The sequence below is a fragment of the Roseovarius litorisediminis genome, assembly GCF_900172295.1.
GTDB lineage: Bacteria > Pseudomonadota > Alphaproteobacteria > Rhodobacterales > Rhodobacteraceae > Roseovarius > Roseovarius litorisediminis.
Genome location: NZ_FWFL01000002.1, coordinates 134529 through 159839 on the forward strand (window position 1 = coordinate 134529; position 25311 = coordinate 159839).

At 57.4% G+C, this 25311-nt stretch carries 17 protein-coding genes; 9 read left to right on the plus strand and 8 right to left on the minus strand.

The annotated features are described in order from the left end of the window. Position 1: 1 nt before the first annotated feature. A complete protein-coding gene (locus PEL8287_RS04060; protein WP_085891090.1) occupies positions 2-1489 on the minus strand; it encodes a DUF4153 domain-containing protein in 1488 nt (495 codons plus the stop codon). Between the two features lie 37 nt (positions 1490-1526). Further along, on the minus strand, positions 1527-1667 hold the full coding sequence (locus tag PEL8287_RS19945) for a hypothetical protein (protein WP_176228555.1): 141 nt from the start codon (positions 1665-1667) through the stop codon (positions 1527-1529). On the opposite strand from PEL8287_RS19945, the gene deoC reads away from it, so the two are divergent. The 5 genes from deoC to pncB all read left to right on the plus strand — a co-directional run bounded on the left by deoC (position 1666) and on the right by pncB (position 9153). Further along, positions 1666-2655 (plus strand): deoxyribose-phosphate aldolase, encoded by a 990-nt coding sequence (deoC, locus tag PEL8287_RS04065; protein WP_085891091.1) that lies wholly within the window; start codon positions 1666-1668, stop codon positions 2653-2655. The genes PEL8287_RS19945 and deoC overlap by 2 nt on opposite strands. Positions 2656-2751: 96 nt before the next feature. Further along, a complete protein-coding gene (locus PEL8287_RS04070; RefSeq protein WP_085891092.1) occupies positions 2752-5094 on the plus strand; it encodes an aldehyde dehydrogenase family protein in 2343 nt (780 codons plus the stop codon). A gap of 357 nt (positions 5095-5451) precedes the next feature. Continuing rightward, positions 5452-6486: a fatty acid desaturase gene (locus tag PEL8287_RS04075; RefSeq protein ID WP_085891093.1), complete on the plus strand. Its 1035-nt coding sequence runs from the start codon at positions 5452-5454 to the stop codon at positions 6484-6486. 163 nt (positions 6487-6649) lie between these two features. Then, complete coding sequence (locus PEL8287_RS04080; protein WP_085891094.1) at positions 6650-7741, plus strand: patatin-like phospholipase family protein; 1092 nt, start codon at positions 6650-6652, stop codon at positions 7739-7741. 119 nt (positions 7742-7860) lie between these two features. Next, positions 7861-9153: a nicotinate phosphoribosyltransferase gene (gene pncB, locus PEL8287_RS04085; protein WP_085891095.1), complete on the plus strand. Its 1293-nt coding sequence runs from the start codon at positions 7861-7863 to the stop codon at positions 9151-9153. A 69-nt stretch (positions 9154-9222) separates the two neighbouring features. Here pncB and PEL8287_RS04090 read toward each other — a convergent pair whose 3' ends face one another. The 5 genes from PEL8287_RS04090 to PEL8287_RS04110 all read right to left on the minus strand — a co-directional run bounded on the left by PEL8287_RS04090 (position 9223) and on the right by PEL8287_RS04110 (position 14217). Then, positions 9223-10347 carry a hypothetical protein gene (locus PEL8287_RS04090; protein ID WP_139837696.1) on the minus strand — a complete coding sequence of 375 codons (1125 nt, stop codon included), beginning with the start codon at positions 10345-10347 and terminating at the stop codon, positions 9223-9225. Between the two features lie 192 nt (positions 10348-10539). Further along, positions 10540-10962 (minus strand): alternative ribosome rescue aminoacyl-tRNA hydrolase ArfB, encoded by a 423-nt coding sequence (gene arfB, locus PEL8287_RS04095; protein WP_085891097.1) that lies wholly within the window; start codon positions 10960-10962, stop codon positions 10540-10542. 373 nt (positions 10963-11335) lie between these two features. After that, positions 11336-12262 (minus strand): penicillin-insensitive murein endopeptidase, encoded by a 927-nt coding sequence (mepA, locus tag PEL8287_RS04100; RefSeq protein ID WP_085891098.1) that lies wholly within the window; start codon positions 12260-12262, stop codon positions 11336-11338. Then, a complete protein-coding gene (locus tag PEL8287_RS04105) occupies positions 12247-13626 on the minus strand; it encodes an MFS transporter (RefSeq protein WP_085891099.1) in 1380 nt (459 codons plus the stop codon). The genes mepA and PEL8287_RS04105 overlap by 16 nt, the downstream gene beginning before the upstream one ends. A 54-nt stretch (positions 13627-13680) precedes the next feature. Further along, positions 13681-14217 (minus strand): acyl-CoA thioesterase, encoded by a 537-nt coding sequence (locus tag PEL8287_RS04110; protein ID WP_085891100.1) that lies wholly within the window; start codon positions 14215-14217, stop codon positions 13681-13683. Positions 14218-14346: 129 nt separating this feature from the next. Here PEL8287_RS04110 and PEL8287_RS04115 point away from each other — a divergent pair, with 129 nt between their 5' ends. The 3 genes from PEL8287_RS04115 (at position 14347) to yaaA (ending at position 17548) form a co-directional block, all read left to right on the plus strand. Continuing rightward, on the plus strand, positions 14347-14634 hold the full coding sequence (locus PEL8287_RS04115) for a YggT family protein (RefSeq protein ID WP_085891101.1): 288 nt from the start codon (positions 14347-14349) through the stop codon (positions 14632-14634). Between the two features lie 77 nt (positions 14635-14711). Next, positions 14712-16751, plus strand: a complete 2040-nt coding sequence (gene recQ, locus PEL8287_RS04120; protein ID WP_085891102.1) for a DNA helicase RecQ — start codon at positions 14712-14714, stop codon at positions 16749-16751. Positions 16752-16783: 32 nt separating this feature from the next. Next, positions 16784-17548, plus strand: a complete 765-nt coding sequence (gene yaaA / locus PEL8287_RS04125; protein WP_085891103.1) for a peroxide stress protein YaaA — start codon at positions 16784-16786, stop codon at positions 17546-17548. Here yaaA and PEL8287_RS04130 read toward each other — a convergent pair. Then, the gene (locus PEL8287_RS04130) at positions 17533-19740 is read right to left on the minus strand and encodes a response regulator (RefSeq protein WP_085891104.1); all 2208 of its coding nucleotides are present in this window, start codon (positions 19738-19740) and stop codon (positions 17533-17535) included. The genes yaaA and PEL8287_RS04130 overlap by 16 nt on opposite strands. A 141-nt stretch (positions 19741-19881) precedes the next feature. On the opposite strand from PEL8287_RS04130, the gene PEL8287_RS04135 reads away from it, so the two are divergent. Next, positions 19882-25308: an alpha-2-macroglobulin family protein gene (locus PEL8287_RS04135; RefSeq protein ID WP_085891105.1), complete on the plus strand. Its 5427-nt coding sequence runs from the start codon at positions 19882-19884 to the stop codon at positions 25306-25308. The last annotated feature ends 3 nt before the right edge of the window (positions 25309-25311 follow it).

The following is a 25311-nucleotide window of genomic DNA, read 5'->3' on the forward strand; positions in this document are numbered from 1 at the left end:
ATTATGGTGCGGCACCCGTCGATTGCATTACCCCAAGGCTACGAAACACACGCCAGTCGCGAAAGCCCCATTCGCGCCAATCGTCGATCTTCCGAAGGTACGGATAGCTGGAAACACATAGCGACCGGGCCTTTTGCCGCTCATAGGCCAGTATCTCGGGCAGGGCCGCCGGGCCAAGATTACAAATATACCAGGCATCCAGCGGCACATCATGGCTCAGGTTATAGCGTGCAATGGTCCGGTCGAAACTCACGAACATGCAGGCATAGACCAGGGTCAGCCCCAGAACCAGGCTGCGTGCCAGCAGCCACCCGGCACTTTGCCGGTTCACGATCTGCCACAGGATCATCGCCAGCCAGACGGCGACCAGCCCCATCCAGATCGCGGCGGCCATCCGCAACCGGGTCAGCCCATAAGCCTCGACATACAGCTCCAGCCGCAGCAGCGATGACCCGACCAGCAACATGTTCTGTGCAACAAAGGCCAGCAGGGCCAGTCGAACCAGCGCGTCGTTCCCGGTGTAGGGCCGCGCCACCAGCGCGAACAGCCCTGCCAGCAAGGCCGTTACCAGCAACGGATAGGCGCCGCGGTGGGCATATTCGGCATAGTTCATCCCATGCGGCAGGGCGGCGCCCCCCCAGAGAAACGTTGCATCCATCACGGTCTGAACCGCAAACAGAAGGTTGAACAGGAACAGTGACCGGCGCACCGCCCTGTCGTTCAGGATGCGGGGCAATTGCCGTGGTCCAATCAGCACGGACCGGGTTTTTGCCAGCAGTTGCCCCCTGAGCCCGGGAAGGATCACAAAAGGCCAGATTACCAGCGCCATGCCGGCCCAGAAAAAGATCCGCGACATGTCTGGCAGGCCCATCCGGTCCAGACGGCGCAGCCAGTCCTCGATTACCGGATTCGCCTCAAGAAGCAGACTCAGAAAGATCAGGCCCAGGCCCAAAGGCAGAGCCCAGCCCAGCACCAGCCCCTGCATCCGGTCCGTCGCAGGTAACCCTTTGCGTCCGAATGCCAGCAGGCCCCCCATGTCTCGCAGGGCGTGCAAAGGCCCGAGTGCCAGCAATCGTATTGCCCCCGATGTCAGCTGCCTTGTGCCCGGCCACCCGCCAAGGGCCAACCATGCCCCGCCTAAAAGGATCCCGGCCAGCCAGAACAGCAGCGATAAGACCTGTACCTGCTCGATGACCGGTAAAAACAGGACCCCTCCCAGTATTACGCCGCCCCAGCCGCGCCCACCTGTGGCCCCCAATCCGGCCAGCAAAAGGCAAAAGCCGAATACCGACAGCGACAGTCCTGGCATCACCTGCCACAGCAGAAAATCCGCCAGTGAAATAAGACCCGCCAGTGCAACAGGCGCCGCCCAGTTGCGGTGCATCCTCTGCCCGGTTTTACCTGCTGGCGGGCGCGGGGGCGCGCCGTCCATCCACCAGCTGTCCAGTTGGATCGAGGCGGGAACGCCCCTTACAAGGTAGGTCTTCATCGTTCTGTCCCTTTTGGTTTCTGCCTGTCGCAACCAGTCATACCGGGCGGCTGTGCAATCCCCGCTCAGCAGTTGTGCAGGTTTTGCGCAGATTGCGCGGTGCAGGCGGTCGCTCAAGCTTGCCAAGGTCAGGCACCCATGCAACCTTGCGGTCAGCCACCCCGGACAGGACCACCATGCAAACTCCCACCACGGATCAGACCCGCCAACTGCCGCAGCTGCTTGAGCCACGCAATCCGGGGATTGATCTGGATCTTGATTGGGTGCGTGGCCTACAGGCCAATACTCCGGCAATTGGGCGCCGTGCCCAAACCCTGCCGGGCCGCCGCAGCGTCAAGAAAGAGGTTCAGGCAGCATGGTTGTGCCGCGCGCTCAGCTGCATAGACCTGACCACCCTGTCGGGCGATGACACGCCGGGCCGGGTGCACCGGCTTTGCGCCAAGGCGCGCCAACCGGTGCGTGCCGATCTGCTGCACGCGCTGGGCCTGCACGGCCTTACGGTCGGCGCCGTCTGCGTTTACCACGACATGATCGCACCCGCGCTGGACGCGCTTCAAGGGTCCAATATTCCCATTGCCGCCGTCTCGGCCGGCTTTCCCGCAGGTCTTTCTCCTTTTTCCCTGCGTGTGGCCGAGATCGAGGCCAGCGTTGCCGCCGGCGCCTCCGAGATCGACATCGTGATTTCTCGCCGCCATGTTCTTACCGGCAACTGGCCTGCGCTTTATGATGAAATGCGCGCCTTTCGCCGCGCCTGCGGCAATGCCCACGTCAAGGCCATCCTTGCCACAGGCGAGCTGGGCAGCCTGCGCAACGTCGCGCGCGCCTCGCTGATCTGCATGATGGGTGGGGCCGATTTCATCAAGACTTCAACCGGCAAGGAAAGCGTAAATGCCACCCTGCCGGTGACATTGGTGATGCTGCGCGCGATCCGCGATTATCACACGCGCACCGGGTTTCGTGTCGGGTATAAACCCGCAGGCGGTATCTCCAAAGCCAAGGACGCGCTGGTGTACCTTGCAATGATCAAAGAGGAACTGGGAGATCGCTGGCTGCGCCCCGACCTTTTCCGTTTCGGTGCCTCTTCACTTCTGGGTGATATCGAGCGGCAGTTGGAACACTATGTCACCGGCACCTATTCGGCGGGGTGGCGGCATGCGATGGGCTGAACGGAATTTTCGAAAATTCCGTGACGGAAAATTCAAATTTTCCGGTCCGCTTTCTTTCAAGAAAGCGACGCATTGCCACGATGAGGGGTGTCAGGAATGACCGTCAGAGATATTTATCAAACCTTGGACTATGGCCCCGCCCCTGAATCCGCCGCCGAGGCCTTTGCCTGGCTGGTCGATCAGGGCGACTGTTTCGGTCATTTCATCAATGGCGCATTCACCGCGTCTGGTAATGGCTTTGCCTCCAGAAACCCGGCCAACAATGAAACCCTTGCCACGCTGACACAGGCCACGCATGACGATGTCGACGCCGCCGTCACTGCCGCCCGCAAGGCGCAACCGAAATGGGCCAAACTGGGCGGCCACGCGCGGGCTAGATACCTCTACGCCCTTGCCCGCCTTCTACAAAAACACGCCCGCCTTTTTGCCGTGCTGGAAACACTCGACAACGGCAAGCCTATCCGCGAAACCCGCGATATCGACGTGCCTTTGGCGCAGCGGCATTTCTACTATCACGCGGGTCTGGCGCAATTGATGGACGCCGAACTGCCCGACCACGAGGCCCTTGGCGTCTGCGGACAGATCATTCCCTGGAACTTCCCCCTTCTGATGCTGGCATGGAAAGTTGCCCCCGCATTGGCCGCGGGCAACACCGTGCTGCTGAAGCCTGCTGAATATACCTCGCTCACGGCTCTTCTTTTCGCCGATGTCTGTCGTCAGGCCGGATTGCCCAAAGGTGTTGTGAATATCGTTACCGGCGATGGCTCTGTGGGCGAGATGATCGTGACCCACGCGGGCATCGACAAGATTGCCTTCACCGGTTCCACCACCGTAGGGCGCCGCATCCGCGAATTGACCGCAGGCAGCGGCAAGGCGCTCACGCTCGAACTGGGTGGAAAATCGGCCTATGTGGTGTTTGACGATGCCGATCTGGACTCGGCTGTCGAAGGGCTGGTGGATGCCATCTGGTTCAATCAGGGGCAGGTTTGCTGTGCTGGCTCGCGTCTGTTGGTGCATGAAGGCATCGCTGATCTCTTCCACGACAAGCTGCGCGCGCGCATGGCCAGACTGCGCCTGGGCAACCCGCTGGACAAATGCATCGACATCGGTGCCATGGTTGATCCCGCTCAATTGCAGCGCGTCACCGACATCGTCGCGGGTAGCTCCGGCACCCATTTCACCCCCGAGATGACCCTGCCGCCCGAAGGCAGTTTTTATCCGCCCACGCTGATTACCGGGCTCAGCCCGTCCGATCCGCTGATGCAGGAGGAAATCTTTGGCCCGGTTCTGGTCTCTGCCACCTTCCGCACGGCCGCCGAGGCGGTTCAGTTGGCCAACAACACCCGCTATGGCCTCGCTGCGTCGGTCTGGTCTGAAAATATCAATCTGGCGCTGGATATCGCCCCGAAACTGGCCGCAGGCGTGGTCTGGATCAACGGCACCAACATGTTCGATGCTGCCGCCCCCTTTGGCGGGGTCCGCGAAAGCGGCTTTGGCCGTGAAGGCGGGTGGGAAGGGCTGCTGGCCTACACACGCGCCAAAGGCAAAACCAAACCGCTCTGCAAAATCGACCCGTTTCTAGGCGACGGGACCGGTGGCGACGGGATCGACCGTACCGCCAAGCTGTATATCGGCGGCAAACAGGCCCGGCCTGACGGTGGCTATTCCAGCAATCTCCATAACAAAACAGGCAAGATCATCGGGCAGGCGCCAATTGCCGGCGCCAAGGATGTGCGCAACGCGGTCGAGGCTGCGCGCGGGGCTGCTGACTGGGGCAAAGCCACCGGTCATTTGCGGGCGCAGATCCTGTATTACATGGCCGAAAACCTGTCGGCCCGTGCTGATGAATTTGCCCGCCGTCTGAACACCATGACCGGCACGCGCAGCGGCACCAAAGAGGTTGCAGCCAGTATCACCCGTCTTTTCACCTATGCCGCCTGGGCTGACAAGTTTGATGGTCAGACCTGCGGCGTGCCGATCCGTGGCCTTGCGCTGGCGATGCGCGAACCGGTGGGGGTGATCGGCGCATTCTGCCCTGATGAGGCTCCATTGCTGGGGCTGGTTTCCATTCTCGGCCCGATCATGGCGATGGGTAACCGGGCGGTTCTCATCGCCTCGGAGCCCTTTCCGCTGGCGGCCACAGATTTTTGCCAGGTTCTTGAAACCTCGGATGTGCCGCCCGGTGTGGTCAACATCCTGACCGGCTGCCACGCGGAGCTGGCCCCGACACTGGCCGCGCATATGGATGTCGACGCCGTCTGGAGTTTTTCGTCCTCGGACCTTTCTGCTGGTATCGAGCGCGCCAGCGCCAGCAATCTCAAACGCACATGGGTCAACAACGCCCATGTCCGCGACTGGTGGGGCCCGGCAGGGGAAGGGCGCGGGTTCCTCGGGGCTGCAACCGAAGTCAAAACCATCTGGGCGCCCTACGGTGAATAGGAAGACAACGCCCGTTCCGACGCAATGCTGGTGTTAAACGCTTGCGGTTGTGACTTCTGCAAGTGACGTCCGCCTCGACAATCAGCGACATATTTTCAGGCCCTGCCTGCGCTTTGAAAAGCAGCCAGAGATCGGTGCGCGGGTTTCTTTTGCTGGGCCTGACCTGCCATATTCGGACAATTTGTCTCTGCCTGGCAGGGCCTGTGCGGTTGCCAATGACCATCATCGCCACTAAGTAGTCAACATGCTTCGTTCCCCGAGGCGTGTCGGTTCGCTCAATCCAACGTTCACATTTTGCTTGCTATGCTGGACAGGTAGTTTATCCGATCCTGTAACCAACGATAATGAAGCAGACGCATGAACCAACATTCCGAAGTTACCCGGACATCAGACAGTACACGTTCGGCCCGCGATTGGGTCAAGGTACTTGCCAACTACCGTGAACCCAACCAAATGCGCAGCATCTTCGAGCTGGGCGTCACCTTCATTCCCTTCATCCTGCTCTGGGCTCTGGCCTGGTGGTCACTATCGGTAAGCTACTGGCTGACCCTCGGGATTTCGATCGTCAATGCGGCCTTCCTGCTGCGGCTTTTCACCATTCAGCATGATTGCGGACATGGGGCGTTCTTCAAAAACCGTCAGGTCAGCGACTGGGTCGGGCGGGCGCTTGGAGTGCTGACCGTCACACCATACGACGTCTGGCGCCGCACTCATTCCGAACATCACAGCAGTGCCGGCAATCTGGGTCGCCGCGGCATGGGCGACATCCATACCAAAACCGTCGCCGAATACCGTGCGCTGACACCCTTGCAACGATTGAAATACCGGCTGTATCGTCACCCGATCACGCTGTTTGTTTTTGGGCCGGGCTATATCTTTCTGCTGCAAAACCGGATTCCTCTGGGTCTGATGAACAACCTCAGATACTGGGTTAGTGCCATGGGCACCAACATTGCCATTCTTATAGCTCTGACGGTGATCTGGTATTTCGGCGGCATCGGCCCGGTTCTGCTGATCTTCCTGCCGTCCACCCTTCTTGCCGCGACCGCAGGCATGTGGCTGTTTTATGTGCAGCACCAGTTTGAAAATACCCAATGGGATGAAGATGAAGACTGGCAATTGCACGATGCCGCCCTGCATGGCAGTTCGTATTATGTGCTGCCACCGTTGCTGCAATGGTTCAGCGCGAATATCGGCATTCACCACGTCCACCACCTGTACAGCCGCATCCCGTTCTACCGGCTGACCGAGGTGCTGCGCGATCATACCGAACTGGCCAAAAGCAACCGTATGACCATCCGCGAAAGCCTGGTCAGCGCGCGCTTGCACCTGTGGGATGAGAACAGCAAGAAACTGCTTTCTTTTTCTCAGGCACGGGCGCTTTACGGTTAAATCCTACACCTAAGCACCTGATCGCACGTGTGAACGCCCCGGTTGTCGATCTGCCGGCGCGGCGCTGGGGTTTTTGGGGCGGCATTTCAAGGCTGGTTCGACGTTGCCTTCTGGTTGTATGTTGCGCGATTATCTGACTTGAAAACATTCAGGAACCTGCCCAATGAACGATGCGGCGCAAAAGCCTAAAAAGAACACTCCCCCACACCGCGCGGCGGACAACCGCAAACCAGTCAATCTGGCGCTGCAGGGCGGCGGCGCGCATGGCGCTTTTACCTGGGGGGTCTTGGATTTCATCCTTGAAGACGGCCGTCTGGAAATCGATTCAATCTCGGGGACATCTGCGGGGGCGATGAATGCCGTAGCGTTGGCGGATGGCTATACAGCAAATGGCGCTGACGGGGCCCGTGAAAAGCTGGAACATTTCTGGCGCACCATGAGCCGCGCCGCACGATTAAGCCCGATACAGAGGGCCCCGATTGATGTGATGATGGGCAATTGGAGCCTTGATCGTTCCTGGGGCTTTCATGCAATGGATGCGGTCAGCCGGGTGTTTTCACCCTATCAGCTGAACCCCATGAACATGAACCCGCTCAGGGATATTCTGGAAGAGTGCATTGATTTCGAATGCGTGCGTGGTTGCAAGGCGATCCAGCTTTTCGTTTCGGCCACCAATGTCGAAACCGGGCGGGTCAAGGTTTTTGACAGCCACACGCTGACATCAGATATGGTTCTGGCCTCGGCCTGCCTGCCCAATATCTATCAGGCCATCATCATCGACGATGTGCCATACTGGGATGGTGGCTATATGGGCAATCCATCGCTTTTTCCCTTCCATTCGGGATCCGACTGCTCGGATATCATCGTCATTCAAATCAACCCGGTCGAGCGAAAGGGCGTCCCCCGTACGCCGCAGGAAATCCAGAACCGCCTGAACGAAATTAGTTTCAATTCCAGTCTTTTGAAAGAACTGCGGGCGATTGATTTCGTTGATCGCCTGATCGAAGAGGGAAAGCTGGATCAAACAAAATACCGCAGTGAGCGTGTGCATATCATCGAAAATCAAAGCGCGCTAAAACCCCTTGGGGCGTCATCCAAGATGAACGCCGAATGGGCGTTCCTGATCCATCTGCGCGACCTTGGGCGACAGACTGCGGCGGAATGGCTGGACCGGCACTATACCGATGTCGGCAAGCGCGCCACTGTCGATCTGCGGGCCATGTTCCAGGGCATCGGGCCTCAGCATCAGGGCTAAGCGACCGGCGCTGCCCAATGCCTCTGGCATCTGCGCTGTAACCGGCTCTGTGGCATTCACCTTGCCACCAACCTTCCCCTTTGCTTTAACCAACCGGTACCCATTGTCGGAGCCAGCCCATGGTCGATATCGCCACCCGTGTTCATAACCACAAATGGAAGATCGACCCGATCGTTCGGTCGCTCATCGACACCGATTTCTACAAACTGCTGATGTGCCAGTCGGTGTTTCGCAACAAGCGCGATACGAAGGTCACCTTTTCCCTCATCAACCGCACCAAATCCATTCGTCTGGCCGATCTGGTGGACGAGGGTGAATTGCGCGAACAGCTCGATCACATCCGATCTCTTCGCCTGACCCGCGGCGAAAGCACCTGGATGCGCGGCAACACCTTTTATGGCAAACGCCAGATGTTCACGCCCGAATTCATGGACTGGTTCGAAAAACTGCGCCTGCCGCCCTATCACCTCGAAAAACGCGATGGCCAGTACGAGCTGACGTTCGAAGGTTCCTGGCCCGAGGTCATGTTGTGGGAAATCCCGGCGCTTGCCGTTCTGATGGAACTGCGCTCGCGGGCCGTGCTGCATTCGATGAAGAAATTCGAGCTTCAGGTTCTCTACGCCCGCGCCATGACCAAGCTGTGGGAAAAGGTCGAACGCCTGCGCCCCATCGAGGGTCTGCGCATCGCCGATTTCGGCACCCGTCGCCGCCATTCCTTTCTCTGGCAGGACTGGTGCGTTCAGGCCATGCGCGAGGGTCTGGGCGACAAATTCGCCGGTACCTCCAACTGTCTCATCGCCAAGAACCGCGATCTTGAGGCGATCGGCACCAACGCCCACGAACTGCCCATGGTTTATGCCGCGCTGGCCGATACAGACGCCGATCTGGCCCGCGCCCCCTACGACGTTCTGTCCGACTGGCACGAGGAACACTCGGGCAACCTGCGCATCATCCTGCCCGATACCTACGGCACCGCCGGGTTTTTGAAAAACGCCCCCGACTGGCTGGCGGGCTGGACAGGGATACGCATCGATTCAGGCGATCCCGCAACTGGGGCCGAGATTGCCATCGACTGGTGGAAATCGCGCGGCGAGGACCCCACGCAGAAACTGGTGATCTTTTCCGATGGTCTGGACGAGGACAAGATAGCCGAGCTTCACACCCAGTTCACCGGCCGCGTCCGCCCGTCGTTCGGCTGGGGCACGCTGCTGACCAACGATTTCCGCGGGCTCACCCCGGATGACGCGCTGGCGCCCTTCTCACTGGTCTGCAAGGCCGTCTCGGCCAACGGAAGGCCCACGGTAAAGCTGTCAGACAACCCCCGCAAAGCCATGGGCCCCGCCGACGAGATCGCCCGGTACAAACGGGTGTTCGGGGTGGGGGAGCAGGAAGAGATGGAGGTTGTGGTATAAATGGCGCTTTGCGGACGAAGTTGCCGTTCGCTGCGGCTACACAAAATTCTGCTTTAGCCTGACCCGCATCTAATCAATACCGTAAATCATTGCCGCATACTCGCGAACCTCATCCGGCGTTTGTGCTTCTAATTCCCGTAAGTATCCCAAGAATTCGTCTGGGTCGCTCAGAGAGAATATACGGGCCTTGTACTCCAACTCAGCCCGCAGTGGTTCTTCCTTCAATAATGCAGCGCAGCGCTTGTCGATGAAGAGTGCGTCCACGTATGGCGCGTACGTCGAGATTGTCCTCACATCGTTCATGAGTCCACGATCAACTATTCTCTTCTCGCCCATGACGACCCGCCCAGCCACAGCGGCAAATAAGTATGATGAAATCCTTTGGTGTGGTATTTCCCGTTGCCGCTCCCAATGCCAAAACTTCATGATTTCAATCGCCTGCTTATCTTCATCAACTCCCCGATCTTCAAGAAGGTGGCAAAGCTCTCGATACTCACGATATATCGGCCTGCCAGAACTCTCGAATAGTGCCAGCGGGTTACTTGGATCAGGATTGGAGACTTCCTCAAACCACTTCGCAAAGGCCTGCTTCTTTGTTGGGCCAATCGCTGAAAACTCACTTTCGAGAACACCCGCGAACGATACTTTCTTCTCAAGCCACGTGTCCGCGAGTTTTTTTAATGCATCATGCACATCGCCTCTCACGGTTCGAATGTGATCCGCGAATTGGCTATAGTCAGCCCGCACGCCAACGTGCATATCGGGAAGCCAATCATTTCTTTGACTGTTCGCAATCTCATCTATATCAAAAGAAACCTCAGGCTCTTTGCCATCAAAGTATGCCTTTGCAAACTGAATGTCCTGCAAAAGCTCCACATCGCGAGAATCCATTACGGAAACGTCGCCACCGAAGAACTTATACAAGCCGCGCAAGTCTATGGGACTGTGGAAGACCGTCGTCTCATCGTGGTGGATATCGGAGTGAGGCAAGAAAACCTGCTGTAGCAGAACGCACCGTCTCAGCAGGGCGTATACTTCTTTTGCAAAGGCTTCATGCCCCTTTGGCAGGTTTCCTTCGTTCTTGACGTTGTAGATCATGCTGAACATGAACTGGTCCAGATAAATCGCCTTTTTGTCTAATTCGGGCAGAGGTAGCTGCACCGTCCTTCGGCAGTTGGTGCAGCGTTTGGTCAATAATCCCCCCCCGGCAGAGAGTATGCCCATTTTCGTTTGACCGCACTTGGCGCATCGTGTGAACGGCCCGCGTTCCCATGTGAATCCGCTCAATGTGAAACCTCCGCTTGCAAGTAGTGTATCTTGACCGCGTTCCCGAAAGTGGACCTTTGTGCATTTCGCAGCATCGGTCAATCTGGGCTCAGAGCAGACTCAATCCTCCCCCTCGACCTTCCCCCGCAGTGCCTTCACCACCCCGCGTACCTTCTTGGCCTTCAGCCGGCGTTTCTTTGACCCCAGCGTCGGGCGGGTGGCCAGCCGGCGTTTCGGGGTTTCGGTGGCTTTGCGGATCAGGTCGGCCAGCCGGTCGCGGGCAATCTCGCGGTTGCGGGCCTGGCTGCGCGTCTCTTCGACCTGGATCACCAGCGCGCCCTCTTTGGTCCAGCGCCGCCCGGCCAGCCGCTTGAGCCGGCGTTTCACCGGATCGGGCAGGTTGGGGCTGCGCTCGGCTTCGAACCGCAGTTCCACGGCGGTCGATACCTTGTTCACGTTCTGACCACCGGGGCCGGACGAGCGGACAAACTGCTCGGTCAGTTCCCAGTCTTCGATTGTGATCTGATCGGTGATTTTCAGCATGGTCTTGGGGTAAAGCGTACGAAACGTACGCTACCTTCTCAAATGGGGTCAAATCGCGTACGAAATCCACGTACAATGCGTACGAAACGTACGTAGTCGGGCGACGAATCAAAAGGGCCGTTTCACGTTGGAAACGGCCCTCTAGAAGTTAACGGAGGTAGGCCGGTTAGGCGTACCAATTCGGGTTGTTCTCAATCCCCAGGGGCTGCCCTAGGTTTGTGCCTCCCGAACTGTTCCGACACCTTTCTCCAATACCTCTATAGACATTGGCACCTCCTTTCGCTTGTTGAACTCAAGGGTAGCCTGCCACAAAATTTCTATTTGTCAAAACAAAATGATGTGGCAGGCGCAATTTCATCCCCACGATGCTGCGTCATTGCGACTGAAGGACTGCCACGCACTGGCGGGGCAGATCGTTCATTGTCAACTCGCGGCGCGGTTTTGGTTTGGGGGCATTCGGGTCGGGTTTGGGCGGATTCAGGATGTCATTGACCCAGCGTTGCGCATCGGCACAGCCATCGCCCGCGGGGGGCGGATTCTGGCCCACGCAGCCCGGCGCACCCGCGGGGCATTTTAACCTGACATGAAAGTGGTAATGATGCCCCCACCACGGTCTGATCTTGCGCAACCAGGCGCGGTCGGACCCGGATTCATCCTTGCACATCCGCACCTTGGCGCCGGGGAAGACAAATATGCGTTCGGTACGCGGGTCCTGGGCGGCGGCCTTGATGATCTCGTGATGCGCCCGTGTCCAGCTGGAGTTCGTAAACGCCCCGTTCGCCCGGCGCATTGAATCAGACGAGACAGTCTCGCGGTCTGCGACCGATAAGTTAAGATTTGTCGCCGGTTTCATCCAGATATCAATATCCATCCCAATCTGATGCGACCGGTGCCCACTCATCATAGGCCCCCCCCGAGGCTGACTGATGTCCCCGATGTAAAGGCCCTTCCAACCCGGTTGAGTAGCAGCTTTTCGAGAGAGAGCTTTAATAAAATCAATGGTTTGAGGCTGTCCCCAGTTCCGGTTTCGCGACAGGCGCATGGCTTGCCATGTTGCGCCGGTTTCGGGCAATCTAGCCCCGCCGGCCATGCAGCCCTTGGCATATCCGCCAAAAGGTTCTGCACCCTGTTGGGACCCGTTTTTATGCACTCCAAACAATTGCTTGGCCTGCTTGCCCTGCATCGAATCAGGAATGTTTTGAGTGGATACGACGGGTTTAGCTGACGGCAGTTCCTGTGTCGCCTCACCACAACCGGCAAGGCCAAGAGAGAGAATGATCAGTCTTAGGTATTGGCCCATGTGCTGCTGTCTCCTTCTGGTTCAACCCAGCGTAGCAGCAAGAGGCCGATCAGGAAAAGAGCAATCAGAGGGGAAACGCCGATGCGGGCGCTGCCGGTCAGGGCGGTAACGCTGCCAATGAGGGCCGGAGCCATGAAGGCGGTTGCGCGGCCTGAGAGGCCATACAGACCAAAGCTTTCGGTTGGGGCCTTGGGGTCGGTGTGGCGCACCATCAATGAGCGGCTGGCCGCCTGTAAAACGCCCCCCATGCCCCCAATCAGAACGCCGCAGCCAAAGAAAACCATATCCGGAACGGTAGACCCTTCGGTCAAGGCAAATCCAAAAATCTGCTGACGGTCCATGGCCACAATTGTGACGCAAACGCAGATCAGCACCCAGACCGACACGATGATCACGGGGCGCGGACCAAAGCGTTTGTCGAACTTGCCACCGACCCAACTGAAAGCGGCGGCAGAGATTGCAGCGATAATCCCAAAGATACCGATTGAAACAAGCTCCCAATTCAGAACGAGCCGGGCGTATGTACCACCAAATCCGTATAAACCATTCAGTGCGTCGCGATAGAACATCGACGAACCCAAATAGGTGGCAAGGCTCACGCGTCGGCGCAATCCTTTGATGGTCGACGTCAGAAGGCCTAAGGCGTCTTTGATACCTTTGCCTTGTGGCGCGGTTCTGGTGTCGCGGGTCCAGAGGAAATAGGGCACCATAAAGATAATGAACCAAAGCGCGGTCAGCGGCCCCACGATTCGGGTGCCTTCTTTGGCGCTGGCATCAAGCCCAAAGGCGGGGTTCATCCCAAGCAGGGTTTTGCCGTCAGGTTGTTCCATGAAAAACAATAGCATAACGACTAGCGACAGGATCCCACCGAGGTAGCCAAAGGCAAAGCCAGATCCGGAAATCTCTCCGACTTCTTCCTGACTTCCGAGGGACGGCAATTGAGAGTTGATGAAAACCAGTGCATATTCGGCCCCGATAAACCCGACGCCAAAGGCAAAGAGCATCAGCCATATGGTCGACCCGTCGGGATAGGTCCACCAAAGCGCTGAGGCCCCGGCCACATACATCATTGAAAAGGCAATGACCCAAGGCAGGCGCCGCCCTGCGGTATCAGCCATCGCCCCCATGATTGGTGCGCCAAAGCCGATGATCAGCCCGGTGACAGTCAGGCACAATGACCAAAGGCTTTGAGCCCGCGCGTCAGCGGTTTCTTCGAGTAAGCCAGTCGTCATGAAGTATTCGGCAGCGACGCCAGCGAAATAAGGGCCGAAGACAAAGGTCAGCAGCAATGTATGAAACGGCTGGCTGGCCCAGTCGAAGAAAAACCAGCCCCAGATTCGTTTACGTGATGAAATTTCGGCCATGCCAACCCTCAGCTTTCGCTGCGGATATGACAGGGTATGGCAAACTGTGGCAAGCTATTCCTGCATCGGTGGCCAGGGGCGCTTGGTTTCGGCTTTGATCCAGGCCGCAATCCACTCAGGTGCGGGCGGCCTTATGGTTTGTGCATCGATTTCTTCGACCACCTGCTGTGGCACAATGATGCCTGCGGAGCCGGTTACCGCCGAACGATAAACAATGTGGTTGGCGCATTCGCCATTTCTTTTCCACATTGATTGTTCGACATAAAAGAATTTGTCATCCCACCACGCTAGGCGCGAACGCATCTCGAATTTCTCAAACGTTCTTATGCGGCGACGATAGCGAACACTGGCCCCGGCCATGGTCAGACCCCAGCGGTTTCTGCGTAGTACCTTTATCAGACCTACACGCTGCGCAGCAGTGGTGCGACCCAGATCGTACAGGGTCAGAGTGCGGCCATTGTTCAGTTCCAGCCACAGGTCGATATCCCACGGCAGGCACCTATGGCGCGATACATGGGTGTCGGTAATCGCCAAGGGCGGATCGTTGCGATGCTTAATCAGTTGGGTAAAAAGGCGAATGACTGGGTACATCGGCGGTCTCCTTCGCATGCCTGTGTGTTTCGGGCGAACAAGGGCGTCAACAGCAACCTCGCGTCACGGCTTGCGCTTTCACCACCACGCGCTTAGGTCTGGGGCGAGATTGACCAAAGGAATGTGCCCATGCAGTCGCTATTTCAGATCCTGATGCTGCTTTTGGATATCGTGTGGTTCTTTATCATTGCCCACGTGATCATGAGCTGGCTGATCAACTTTCAGGTCCTGAACCTGCACCAGCCTTTTGTTGCGCAGGTGTGGCATATGCTGAATCGGGTGCTTGAGCCGATCTACAGTCGCATCCGGCGCTTTGTGCCGCCGATGTCGGGTATTGATCTGGCGCCATTGATTGCGCTTGTTGCAGTGTACGCCCTGCGGATTATTCTGATAAACAATGCGGCGGCTTTTTATTGAACTAGCCCTTGTTCGCCAAATCTTAGTGTGAAAAGAATCCTGTAAGAGCAGAAAAGCAAAAACTTACAGGTCCCCCCATGCCAGGCGCTGCCACGCTTTTGCGCGATGTCTTTGGTTTTGATGCCTTCCGCCCCGGGCAGGAAGACATTGTTATGGCCGTAACCAATGGCGAAAACGTGCTGGCGATCATGCCAACAGGCGGTGGCAAATCCTTGTGTTTTCAATTGCCGGCGCTTCTGCGCGAGGGGGTGACCGTTGTGATCTCACCGCTGATTGCGCTGATGCGGGATCAGGTGCGCGCGCTGCGCGCGGCGGGTGTCGAGGCAGGGGCGCTTACCTCGGGTAATACCGACGAAGAGACCGAAGAGGTATGGCAGGCGCTGGATGAAAGGCGGCTGAAACTGCTTTATATTGCGCCAGAACGTCTTGCCGCAGGATCGGCACTTGGGATGTTGCGGCGCATCGGTGTGTCGCTGATTGCCGTGGATGAGGCGCATTGCGTAAGCCAGTGGGGTCATGATTTTCGCCCAGACTATCTGCGCATCGGAGAGTTGCGGCGCGCGCTGAACGTACCTCTGGCTGCCTTCACTGCCACAGCGGATGCAGAAACCCGTGATGAGATTGTGGAAAAGCTTTTTGACGGGCAGGCCCCACAAAGCTTTCTGCACGGCTTTGATCGCCCCAATATTCACTTGTCTTTTGCCGCCAAAGACAGCCCGCGACGCCAGATTTTAGAGTTTGCAGACGCCCGCAAGAGCCAGTCTGGAATCGTTTACTGCGGGACTCGTGCCAAGACGGAAACATTGGCGAAAGCCCTGCGGGAGGCAGGGCACAACGCCTGTCATTACCACGGCGGGATGGAGGCCGAAGACCGACGCATTGTCGAGGGACGCTTCAATTCCGAGGACGAATTGATTGTGGTTGCGACAGTGGCCTTTGGGATGGGTGTGGACAAGCCCGATATCCGTTGGGTCGCGCATGCAGATTTGCCCAAATCGATCGAATCCTACTATCAGGAAATTGGCCGCGCAGGTCGCGATGGTGCCCCCGCTGAAACGCTGACTCTGTTCGGTGCCGATGACATCCGCCTACGTCGCTCGCAGATCGACGAAGGCCTGGCTCCTCCTGAAAGGCGTATGGCTGATCATGGCCGGCTGAATGCATTGCTTGGGCTGGCCGAAGCGCTGGAATGTCGCCGGGTTACGCTGTTGGGTTATTTCGGTGAAACGCACGGGACGTGCGGTAATTGTGATCTGTGCGAAACCCCGCCTGAAACCTTTGACGGAACACAAGCGGTGCGTAAGGCACTTTCGGCCATTTTGCGCACGGATGAATGGTTTGGCACTGGTCACCTGATTGATATTCTGACCGGTAATGAGACGGATAAAGTGCGCGCCCGGCGGCACGATCAATTGCCAACTTTTGGTGTTGGCCGAGATATTGATCGGCGCGGTTGGCAGGGAGTGTTCCGGCAGATGATGGGGCATGATCTTGTTCGTCCCGACCCTGAGCGCCACGGTGCGCTGCGTATGACCGAGGCCGCACGTCCAATTCTGCGCGATGAGCAGTTGATTACCCTGCGTCGTGATACGCTTGTGTCGAAATCCCGTCGTCCTGCCGCCAAAGCGCTGGTTTCGGAGGAAGACGCACCGCTTTTATCGGCACTCAAGGCCAAACGCCGTGCACTGGCCGAAGCGGCCAAGGTACCTGCCTACGTCGTGTTCACCGACCGTACCCTCATTGAGATGGCTGAAAAACGTCCTGGAACACTGGACCAGATGGTGCAGGTCAGTGGTGTGGGCGCAAAAAAACTGGAACGGTTTGGAGATGCATTTCTTGAGGTGATCAATGGCGAAGCCAAGGTGATGCACCCGTCCCGCCGCAAACTGGCTGGGCGTGCGGCCGGCGATGTTTACGATCAGCTGATGCAGGCACAGGCTGATCTGGCGCGCGGTGAAAACGGTATCGGAAAGCCGTTAAGCTGTTCGGCGTCTTTGCTGGCGCGCGTTGCTTCGACCCGGCCCCGGGATGCCACCGAAATGCAGCGTCTGCTGGGGGAAAAGCGGGCTGAAAGATTTGGCCCCGCTTTTCTGGACGTTCTGCGTATGGCGGACTAAGTCAGACAGAGGTCAGCAAAGGGGAATTTTGAATGTTGGTTGTCGTCTCACCTGCCAAAAAGCTTGATATGGACCCGGCCGAGGGGATGGAACCGACACGCCCGATGTTCCAGAAGCAGGCGGACGAACTGGCGGGTGTGGCGCGTAACCTGAGTGTCGGTGGTCTGCGCAAACTGATGCATATCAGCGAAAACCTGGCAACGCTGAACGCTGAACGGTTCGGCAATTTCGGCCAAATGGCGGAAAAACCTGCAGCGCTGGCTTTTGCCGGTGACACTTATCAGGGGCTTGAGGCGGGGTCACTTGATGCTGATGAGATGACTTGGGCGCAGGAGCATTTGCGCATTCTTTCCGGCCTCTATGGTGTTTTGCGGCCCCTCGATGCAATCCAACCCTATCGCCTGGAAATGGGCAGTCGTTTGCAAACCACGCGGGGCAAGACCCTTTATGACTACTGGGCGGATCAGATTTCACAGGCGTTAAACGCGCAGGCCACTGCCGTGGGCACAGATATTCTGGTCAATTGCGCTAGTCAGGAGTATTTTGGTGCAGTTGATCCCAATGCGCTTAAATTGCGGATTATCACGCCGGTCTTCATGGAGGAAAAGGCCGGCAAAGCAAAAATCGTCAGTTTTTTCGCCAAGAAAGCACGCGGCGCGATGGCGCGCTATATCATTCAGCGTCGCCTGAAAGATCCGGAGGCGCTGAAAGAGTTTGACATCGGCGGTTACCGTTTTCGTGCAGACATGTCCAAAACTGGAAGCCCGGTTTTTCTGCGCGATTATCCCGAGGGCTGATCCTGTCCCTTGGGGTCGCGCGTGCCAGCGGGACGTGCGTTGAGGATCTGCGCATGTATTGCCTCTTTGCGCAAAGGTTTGCAGAGGTAATGGTCAAGTCCGGCGGCGATGATACCCTCTTTGTCCCCCTTCATCGCGTGCGCGGTCATGGCAACAATCGGAATATGGTACCCGGTCGTCTTTTCGATCTTGCGGATTTTCCAAGTGGCTTCTTTACCGTCCATGTCCGGCATCGAAATATCCATGAAAACAATATCGGGCCGGTAAGACTGATATAACTCGACTGCCTCGGCCCCGTTTTTTGCAAATGTCAGATCAACATCCAGTGTCCTGACCATTTTCGAGAATACCAGACGATTGGTTTTGTTGTCTTCGGCAGCAAGAATGCGCATTGCGCGGTTGGAAGGTGCAACTGTTTTTTCGGGTTTGGGTTCAGGCTGGTTATCAGCTGCGGCAATGTGTTGTGCATCATCGGCAATTGATCGCAATGCACAGAACAAATCATTTCTGGCGACCGGCTTTTTCAGGACGGCCTTCACAAACCCTCGACCCGGGTCGTGTTCCGCATCGTCGGTATTGTGGCTTAGCAGGACGACTGGCTGGGTAAACCCGGCCTCATCGGCGGCTTCAGCCAGCTCCAGGCCATCCATTTCCGGCATGTTGTGATCGGTCAGGATCAGGTCAATGCCGCCGGGCAGTTTGGTCAATGCTTCGGAACCACTGGTGCAACTGACCGTTTCGATGCCCAACTGACCAAGCTGTCGTTCCAGAATAGAAAGACTTGCGGTGCAGTCGTCTACAATCATCACCCGCCTCAATCCATAGGGTAGGCGAAAGCTCTCCGGGTTGACCGGCTCGACCACGGGCAGCGTCAGCGAAAATCCAAAATGCGATCCTTTGCCTTCGACAGATTCGACCCAGATATTTCCGCCCATTATCCGGATCAGTTTTTGCGAAATGGCAAGGCCAAGTCCGGTCCCTTCGAACTTGCGGTTTCGTTCGTCGTCAACCTGATTGAATTTACCGAAAATATGCTCAATCTTGTCTGGCGGAATTCCAATGCCGGTATCCTCAATTACGATATTTAACCGGGCCATCTCGTTATTTGTTGCGTGCATACCGACCACGCGGATCATCACATGTCCGGCTTCAGTAAATTTAACCGCGTTGCCAATCAGGTTTGCCATCACCTGACGTATGCGCCCCGGATCACCAATAAATTGCGTGGGCAGGAACAGATCGTAATCCACGACGACGTCCAGCCCCTTTTCGCATGCAATGACCTGCGTCAGCATGACAAGTTCATGAATCGAACGTTCGAGATCGAAAGGGCTATCGTGCAAAACCAGCTTTTCAGCTTCGATTTTTGAGTAGTCGAGAACGTCGTTGATTATCACCAACAGGGCTTCGCCCGAGTTTTTGATTGTGTCGGCGTACAGGCGCTGCTCTTCGGTCAGGTTGGTGTCTTTCAGCAATTCGGCCATCCCGACAACACCGTTCATCGGTGTCCGGATCTCGTGGCTCATGTTCGCAAGGAAAGACGATTTTGCAAGGTTCGCGGCTTCGGCCTTGCGTCGAGCGGCCTTCAGTTTTTTTTCATAGCGAATTGTATCCGAGATATTCAACGCAAGGCTAACTACGTCGCCACCGTGCCCGCGTTGATCGATCAGTTTGATATACTGTCCGCTCCAAAGCCGGACGATCTCGGGTTCGGGGGTCTGGCATTGCCAACGGTCCAGCATCGTTTCGCGCCACGCAGCGGGGGGTATCTCACCAATGTCGATGATACCTTCTTCGGTGATCAGCTGCAGCACTTCCACATAGCTGATGCCGGGCCGGACATCTTCAAGCCCGTCAAAGATGGATATCCAGGCATTGTTTGCTGCGATCAGCCTGTTATCCGTGTCAAAAAAAGCAAATCCGTCCTGAATGGTTTCTATGGAGTGCCACAAGCGTCGCTCGGCAATTTCAACTTTTTGGTTGGCCGCATTCAGGTCAGATCTAACCCTTTGATTTTCGTTGAGTGCATTTTGCACTTCGGCCTGTGTTTCGACGATCTCATCCGACAACGCACGGGCGTGCCTGCCCAGTTTGCGATTAGCCGCGTGCAATTCCGTCTGCTTTTGTTCAAGCAAACGTTCGGCCGCCAGACGGGCACGTCTCTCTTCTGCCAGTTTGTTGGCGAGACTCATCCTCACCCTCCGTCGCACCGGTTTTACGATTGGCGCCACAATCCACCATCGCGGTGAACAACTCTTTAAGTGTCTTGGTGGAATCGTTGTCAGCCTGCGGCTCGCGTGGCACCATGGGGCAATTGACCTAGGAGGGTACCCATGCTCCGGCAGATTTCATTTGTCATCGGTTTGTTATTGTTCGCTGCATCTGCGACTGCACAATCGCCCGTGCCCGAACGCCGTCAAGTGGTAACTCAAGACGTTGATTTTTATGGTTCTGATCTGGCCGCGCTGTTTGATACAACGCTTGAAGCATGTCAGCGCGCCTGCCTAAGCAATCCGAAGTGTCAGGCATATACCTTCAACAAGCGCTCGAACGCGTGTTTTCCAAAAAGTGCTGTCTCAGAGAAAACCCCGTATGACGGTGCCATATCCGCCGAAATTCTGGCCACTGATCCACGTGTTCTGTCAATTTCTGACGCCCGTCAGGCAGAATTAAGCTTTCTTTCCCCCTCTGATTTGCAAGGTGCAGGCGCTTTTGCCGGGCAAATCGGGGCGCGCCATCCGGCGGGGGTCTGGGACACCGCAGCATTGACCGGTGCGGCGCAGGACAGGCTGGCGCGGAACGATTTTCTGAATGCGATGCGCTGGACAGGTGCGGCAGTTTCCACCGCGGATACCAGTGATCTTTGGGTTGAATATGCGCGCCTGTCTTTAGAGATCAAAAGTCAAAAGTCATCGGATAAACACCGCTACGGCGCGCAGGCGCTGAACGGGGCGATCAATGGTTACCTGCGTGCGCTAAGCGACCCGGCGCGTGTATCAGCGCTGTACGTCATGGCCAATGCGCTGGAACGCAATGGTCGTGGTCGCGATATGGTTCATGCCTTGCGTCTGGCCGAATCGATCCAGCCTCGAGCGGATATAGTAGCCGCGCTTGAAAAAGCAGCCGCAAAATATGGCTTCCGCATAACCGAACACCGCGTTGACAATGAAAGCGCCAGACCGCGCATCTGCGCCGAATTTTCTGAAGAACTGATCAAGGCCGGTACGGACTATACGCCCTACGTGCGCCAGCCCGATCCGGGGCTGGTGGTGCAGCCCGAAGGCCAGCAAATCTGCATTGACGGTGTGCAACATGGGAAACGCTATACTGTCACTTTTCGCCAAGGTCTGCCCGCGGCCAGTGGTGAAGTGCTGATCAAGGACGTGCCGATCTCGCTTTATGTGCGCGACCGCGCACCAAAGGTCAGCTTTTCAGGCCGGGCCTTTGTGCTTCCAAAGGCGGCTGATTCAGCACTTCCGGTTGAGACGGTCAATCTGGATAAGGTGGAATTGCTGTTGCGCCGGGTCAGTGACCGCAACCTGCTGCGGGCGTTGCAGGACGGATATTTCGGCCGCCCGCTATCGCAATATCAGGATCAGTTGTTTTCAGGCGATATCGCCGAAGAAGTCTGGACTGGTACGGGCGAGGTGCAAAATCAGCTGAACCAGACGATGACGACGCGGCTGCCGATGGGGGATGTGCTGACGGATCAGCCGCCCGGCATCTACGCGCTGACAGCCCGGGTTGAGGGACGCGATCTTTATGATGATCCGGGCGCAACCCAATGGTTTGTTCTGACTGATCTGGGTCTGACCACGCTCAAAGGAACCGATGGCTTACATGTGTTTGTACGCGGCCTGTCGGATGCGGCGGCAAAGGAAGGGATTAAACTTACGCTGCTCAGCCGTGCCAACCGTGAGTTGGCGACGGTTCTGACTGACGCAAGGGGCCATGCCCTTTTTGCTCCGGGTCTGACACGTGGATTGGATGGGGCGGCCCCTGCGTTGGTCATGGCGCAGGCAGGCGAGGATGACTTTGCTTTTCTGTCACTGACCGATCCGGCCTTTGATTTGTCTGATCGCGGGGTTGAAGGGCGCCCGCCTGCACCACCCGTGGATGTGTTTCTGGCAACGGACAGGGGTGCCTATCGCGCGGGCGAGGTGATTTATGCAACGGCACTGGCGCGGGATGGAAATGCACGCGCAATTTCTGGTTTGCCGCTGACCGCAATACTGATCCGTCCAGATGGGGTGGAGTATTCGCGCATTGTGTCTAACCGGGATTCTGCGGGCGGACATGTTTTCACCCTGCCAGTTGGCACTTCGGCGCCGCGTGGGTCGTGGAAGCTGGTTATCAAGGCTGATGTCGATGCGCCTGCGTTGGCCAGCCAGACCTTGCTGGTTGAGGATTTTCTGCCTGAACGGATCGATTTTGATCTGTCCCTGCCCAATGACTCTATCCACCCGGGTGATACTGTGCCTCTGACACTTGACGCGCGCTATCTGTTTGGGGCGCCCGGTGCCGGATTGAAGGCCGACGGCACCCTAAGCCTGCGGCCGCGTCGCAGCCTTGATACCTTTCCGGGGTACAGTTTTGGCCGCTACGACGAACGTGTCACGGCCCGTTCGGGCTATATCACTGGCGGCACCACGGATGGGGCCGGGCGGCTTATCATGCCCGTTGCGGTACCCAAAACCGATGTTACCGACCGACCTTACGAGGCGACGATCACCCTGAGTGTAAAGGAAGGTTCTGGCCGCCCGGTAGAACGGCAGCTGACCCGCATTTTGGCCCCTGCAGGCCCGATAATCGGCGTAAAACCCCAGTTTGACGGCGTCGTCGCTGAAGGTACCAAGGCTACGTTTCAGGTCTTGGCCGTCGACTCTGATCTGTTGCCCATACCGATGAAAGTGCGCTGGACGATCAACCGTGTCGAGACGCGATATCAATGGTATCAGCAATATGGCAGCTGGAATTGGGAACCGATCACGACCCGTACGCGGATTGATACCGGCGAAACGATGCTGGTTGATACTCCGGTCACTGTTTCCGCCCCTGTCGATTGGGGGCGGTATGAGCTGCTGGTCGAACGGCTGGACGGGCCTTACGTTGCAAGTTCTGCGGATTTTTATGCGGGTTGGTACGCCCCTGCAGATGTATCTCAAACGCCTGACACGCTTGAGCTTTCTCTGGACCGCACCGGGTATCTTAGCGGTGACACCGCTGAACTGCGCCTTGTGCCACGTTATGGCGGCACAGCGTTGATTACGGTGATGTCGAACCGCGTGATCGAGATGCATGCAGTGGAGGTTACCAAGGGTGAAAACCTGGTGCCGCTGCAAGTGACCGATGAATGGGGGGCGGGGGCCTATGTAACCGCTCAGGTGATCCGCCCGATGGATGTCAGCGCCGGGCAAAACCCGGCCCGCGCGCTTGGTCTGAGCTATGCGCAGATTGAACCGGGTGAAAAACAGCTGACCGTCAGCATTGAAGCCCCCGACAAATCTGCGCCGCGTGGGCCGCTGGAGGTGGCTGTGCGCGTTGATGGTGTATCCGAAGGCGACAGCGGGTTTGTCACCCTGGCGGCGGTCGATCTGGGAATTCTGAACCTTACAGGGTTCAACAGTCCCGATCCTTCAGGTCACTATTTCGGTCAGCGCCGCCTTGGTGTTGAAATTCGTGACATCTACGGGCGGCTTATCGACGGGATGAACGGCGCGGTCGGACAGGTTCGTTCGGGTGGGGATGCGGGCAACGAGATGCAGATGCAATCGCCGCCACCGACCGAAGAACTGGTTGCCTTCTTCTCGGGCCCTTTGCAGGTAGGCCGGGATGGTATGGCGCGGGCCAGCTTTGATATGCCCGATTTCAACGGCGCTGTACGTTTGATGGCGGTGGCATGGTCAGATCGTGCGGTGGGTCAGGCCAGCGATGACGTGATCGTCAGAGACCCGGTTGTCGTTACCGCGACGCTGCCCCGCTTTTTGGCGCCGGGTGATCAAAGCCAGCTACTGCTTGAGATCTTACATGCCGAAGGGCCCACGGGCCGCATGGGGTTGGACATAGTCGCAACGGGTGTGGCGTTGACGGGCGCAATCCCCGCGGGGTTGGATCTTGGCGCACAGGAAAAGGCAGTTCTTAGACTGCCTGTAACGGCTGATGAACCGGGCGATCACAGCCTGCGCATTGCCCTTACAACGCCAGACGGAAAGCAACTTGTTAAAGAATTGACATTGCCGGTGCGAAGTAACGATCCCGCCATTTCAAGCACACGGCGGTTTTCACTGGCGTCGGGCGACACATTCATCCTGGATGACAATATCTTTGCCGGTTTCAAAGCGGGAACGGGCAGCGCTGTCATCTCGGCCGGCCCGCTGGCGCGTATGAATGCGCCGGGGATGTTGCGTGCGCTTGACCAATACCCCTACGGCTGTACCGAACAGATAACGTCCCAGGTTTTGCCGCTGCTTTATTTTAATCAGGTTGCTCGGGCCTTGGGACTAGGGAAAGGTGAGCAGATCGGCCAACGGATCGAACGGGCTATCGCCCGTATTCTCACCCGTCAAAGCAGCAATGGCGCTTTTGGTTTGTGGCAGGCCGGTTCAGGTGATTTTTGGCTTGATGCCTATGTGAGTGACTTTTTGTCCCGCGCCAGGTCGGACGGGTATGTCGTGCCACAACAGGCCTTTGCCATGGCGATGGACAACCTGCGCAACCGCGTCAATTACGCCCCGGATTTTGACAAAGGAGGCGAGGATATTGCCTATGCGTTGATGGTTCTGGCACGTGAGGGTGCTGCACAAATAGGCGACCTGCGCTATTATGCTGATGTCAAGGCGGATGCAATTGCGACCCCCATGGCGCTTGCCCAGCTTGGGTCAGCGCTTGCATTTTATGGGGATCAGACCCGCGCTGACCGGATGTTTGCACTGGCACAGAAATTGATAGCACGGGATACAGGGCGCGAAGGTCAAGTCTGGCGCGCTGACTACGGGACAGAGCTGCGTGACCGGGCCGCACTGCTTGGTCTGGCGCTTGAGGCTGGCACTGACGCTGTGGACCGGGATATGCTGGCGCAATCCCTTTCTGCCGTGGGCCCCTTCATGTCGACACAGGAACAGGTCTGGTCGCTGTTGGCGGCCCGGGCTTTGATAAATGACAGTTCGGTTACGGCGCTTACTCTGAACGATGCGCCGGTTTCCGGGCCTTTTGTGCGGATGCTGGAGGCTGATACGCTGACCCCAAATTCGGTCCGGAATACCGGTGACAGGGATACAGACATCACCTTGACCACAACTGGCGTGCCCGCCGTGCCCGCAGACCCGGGCGGGTATGGCTTTGGGATCACGCGAAGTTATTATGATCTGGAAGGCAATCCGGTGACGTTGGGCAATATAATCAGTGGTACAAGGCTGGTCACCGTTCTGCGCGTTACCCCCTTTGAGAAAGGCGCGGCACGGTTGATGATCAATGATCCGCTTCCGGCGGGACTTGAGATAGACAACCCCAACCTTTTACGTTCGGGTGATATCCGCGCACTGGATTGGCTGGAACCGCCCGAAGTGCGGCACAGCGAATTCCGCACAGATCGTTTTCTGGCCGCTGTGGACTGGCACAGCGAAAAGCCGTTTCAACTGGCTTATATCGTTCGTGCCGTAGCTTCTGGACATTATCATCACCCTGCGGCCACGGTCGAGGATATGTACCGCCCCACTTACCGGGCGAACGGTGCGACGGGCCGGATGCAGGTGACGGAATGACAT

Coding starts and splice junctions, on each gene's coding strand:
- PEL8287_RS04060 (WP_085891090.1), bottom strand. CDS start 1,489: ATGAAGACCTACCTTGTAAGGGGCGTTCCCGCCTCGATCCAACTGGAC.
- deoC (WP_085891091.1), top strand. CDS start 1,666: ATGCAAACTCCCACCACGGATCAGACCCGCCAACTGCCGCAGCTGCTT.
- PEL8287_RS19945 (WP_176228555.1), bottom strand. CDS start 1,667: ATGGTGGTCCTGTCCGGGGTGGCTGACCGCAAGGTTGCATGGGTGCCT.
- PEL8287_RS04070 (WP_085891092.1), top strand. CDS start 2,752: ATGACCGTCAGAGATATTTATCAAACCTTGGACTATGGCCCCGCCCCT.
- PEL8287_RS04075 (WP_085891093.1), top strand. CDS start 5,452: ATGAACCAACATTCCGAAGTTACCCGGACATCAGACAGTACACGTTCG.
- PEL8287_RS04080 (WP_085891094.1), top strand. CDS start 6,650: ATGAACGATGCGGCGCAAAAGCCTAAAAAGAACACTCCCCCACACCGC.
- pncB (WP_085891095.1), top strand. CDS start 7,861: ATGGTCGATATCGCCACCCGTGTTCATAACCACAAATGGAAGATCGAC.
- arfB (WP_085891097.1), bottom strand. CDS start 10,962: ATGCTGAAAATCACCGATCAGATCACAATCGAAGACTGGGAACTGACC.
- mepA (WP_085891098.1), bottom strand. CDS start 12,262: ATGGGCCAATACCTAAGACTGATCATTCTCTCTCTTGGCCTTGCCGGT.
- PEL8287_RS04105 (WP_085891099.1), bottom strand. CDS start 13,626: ATGGCCGAAATTTCATCACGTAAACGAATCTGGGGCTGGTTTTTCTTC.
- PEL8287_RS04110 (WP_085891100.1), bottom strand. CDS start 14,217: ATGTACCCAGTCATTCGCCTTTTTACCCAACTGATTAAGCATCGCAAC.
- PEL8287_RS04115 (WP_085891101.1), top strand. CDS start 14,347: ATGCAGTCGCTATTTCAGATCCTGATGCTGCTTTTGGATATCGTGTGG.
- recQ (WP_085891102.1), top strand. CDS start 14,712: ATGCCAGGCGCTGCCACGCTTTTGCGCGATGTCTTTGGTTTTGATGCC.
- yaaA (WP_085891103.1), top strand. CDS start 16,784: ATGTTGGTTGTCGTCTCACCTGCCAAAAAGCTTGATATGGACCCGGCC.
- PEL8287_RS04130 (WP_085891104.1), bottom strand. CDS start 19,740: ATGAGTCTCGCCAACAAACTGGCAGAAGAGAGACGTGCCCGTCTGGCG.
- PEL8287_RS04135 (WP_085891105.1), top strand. CDS start 19,882: ATGCTCCGGCAGATTTCATTTGTCATCGGTTTGTTATTGTTCGCTGCA.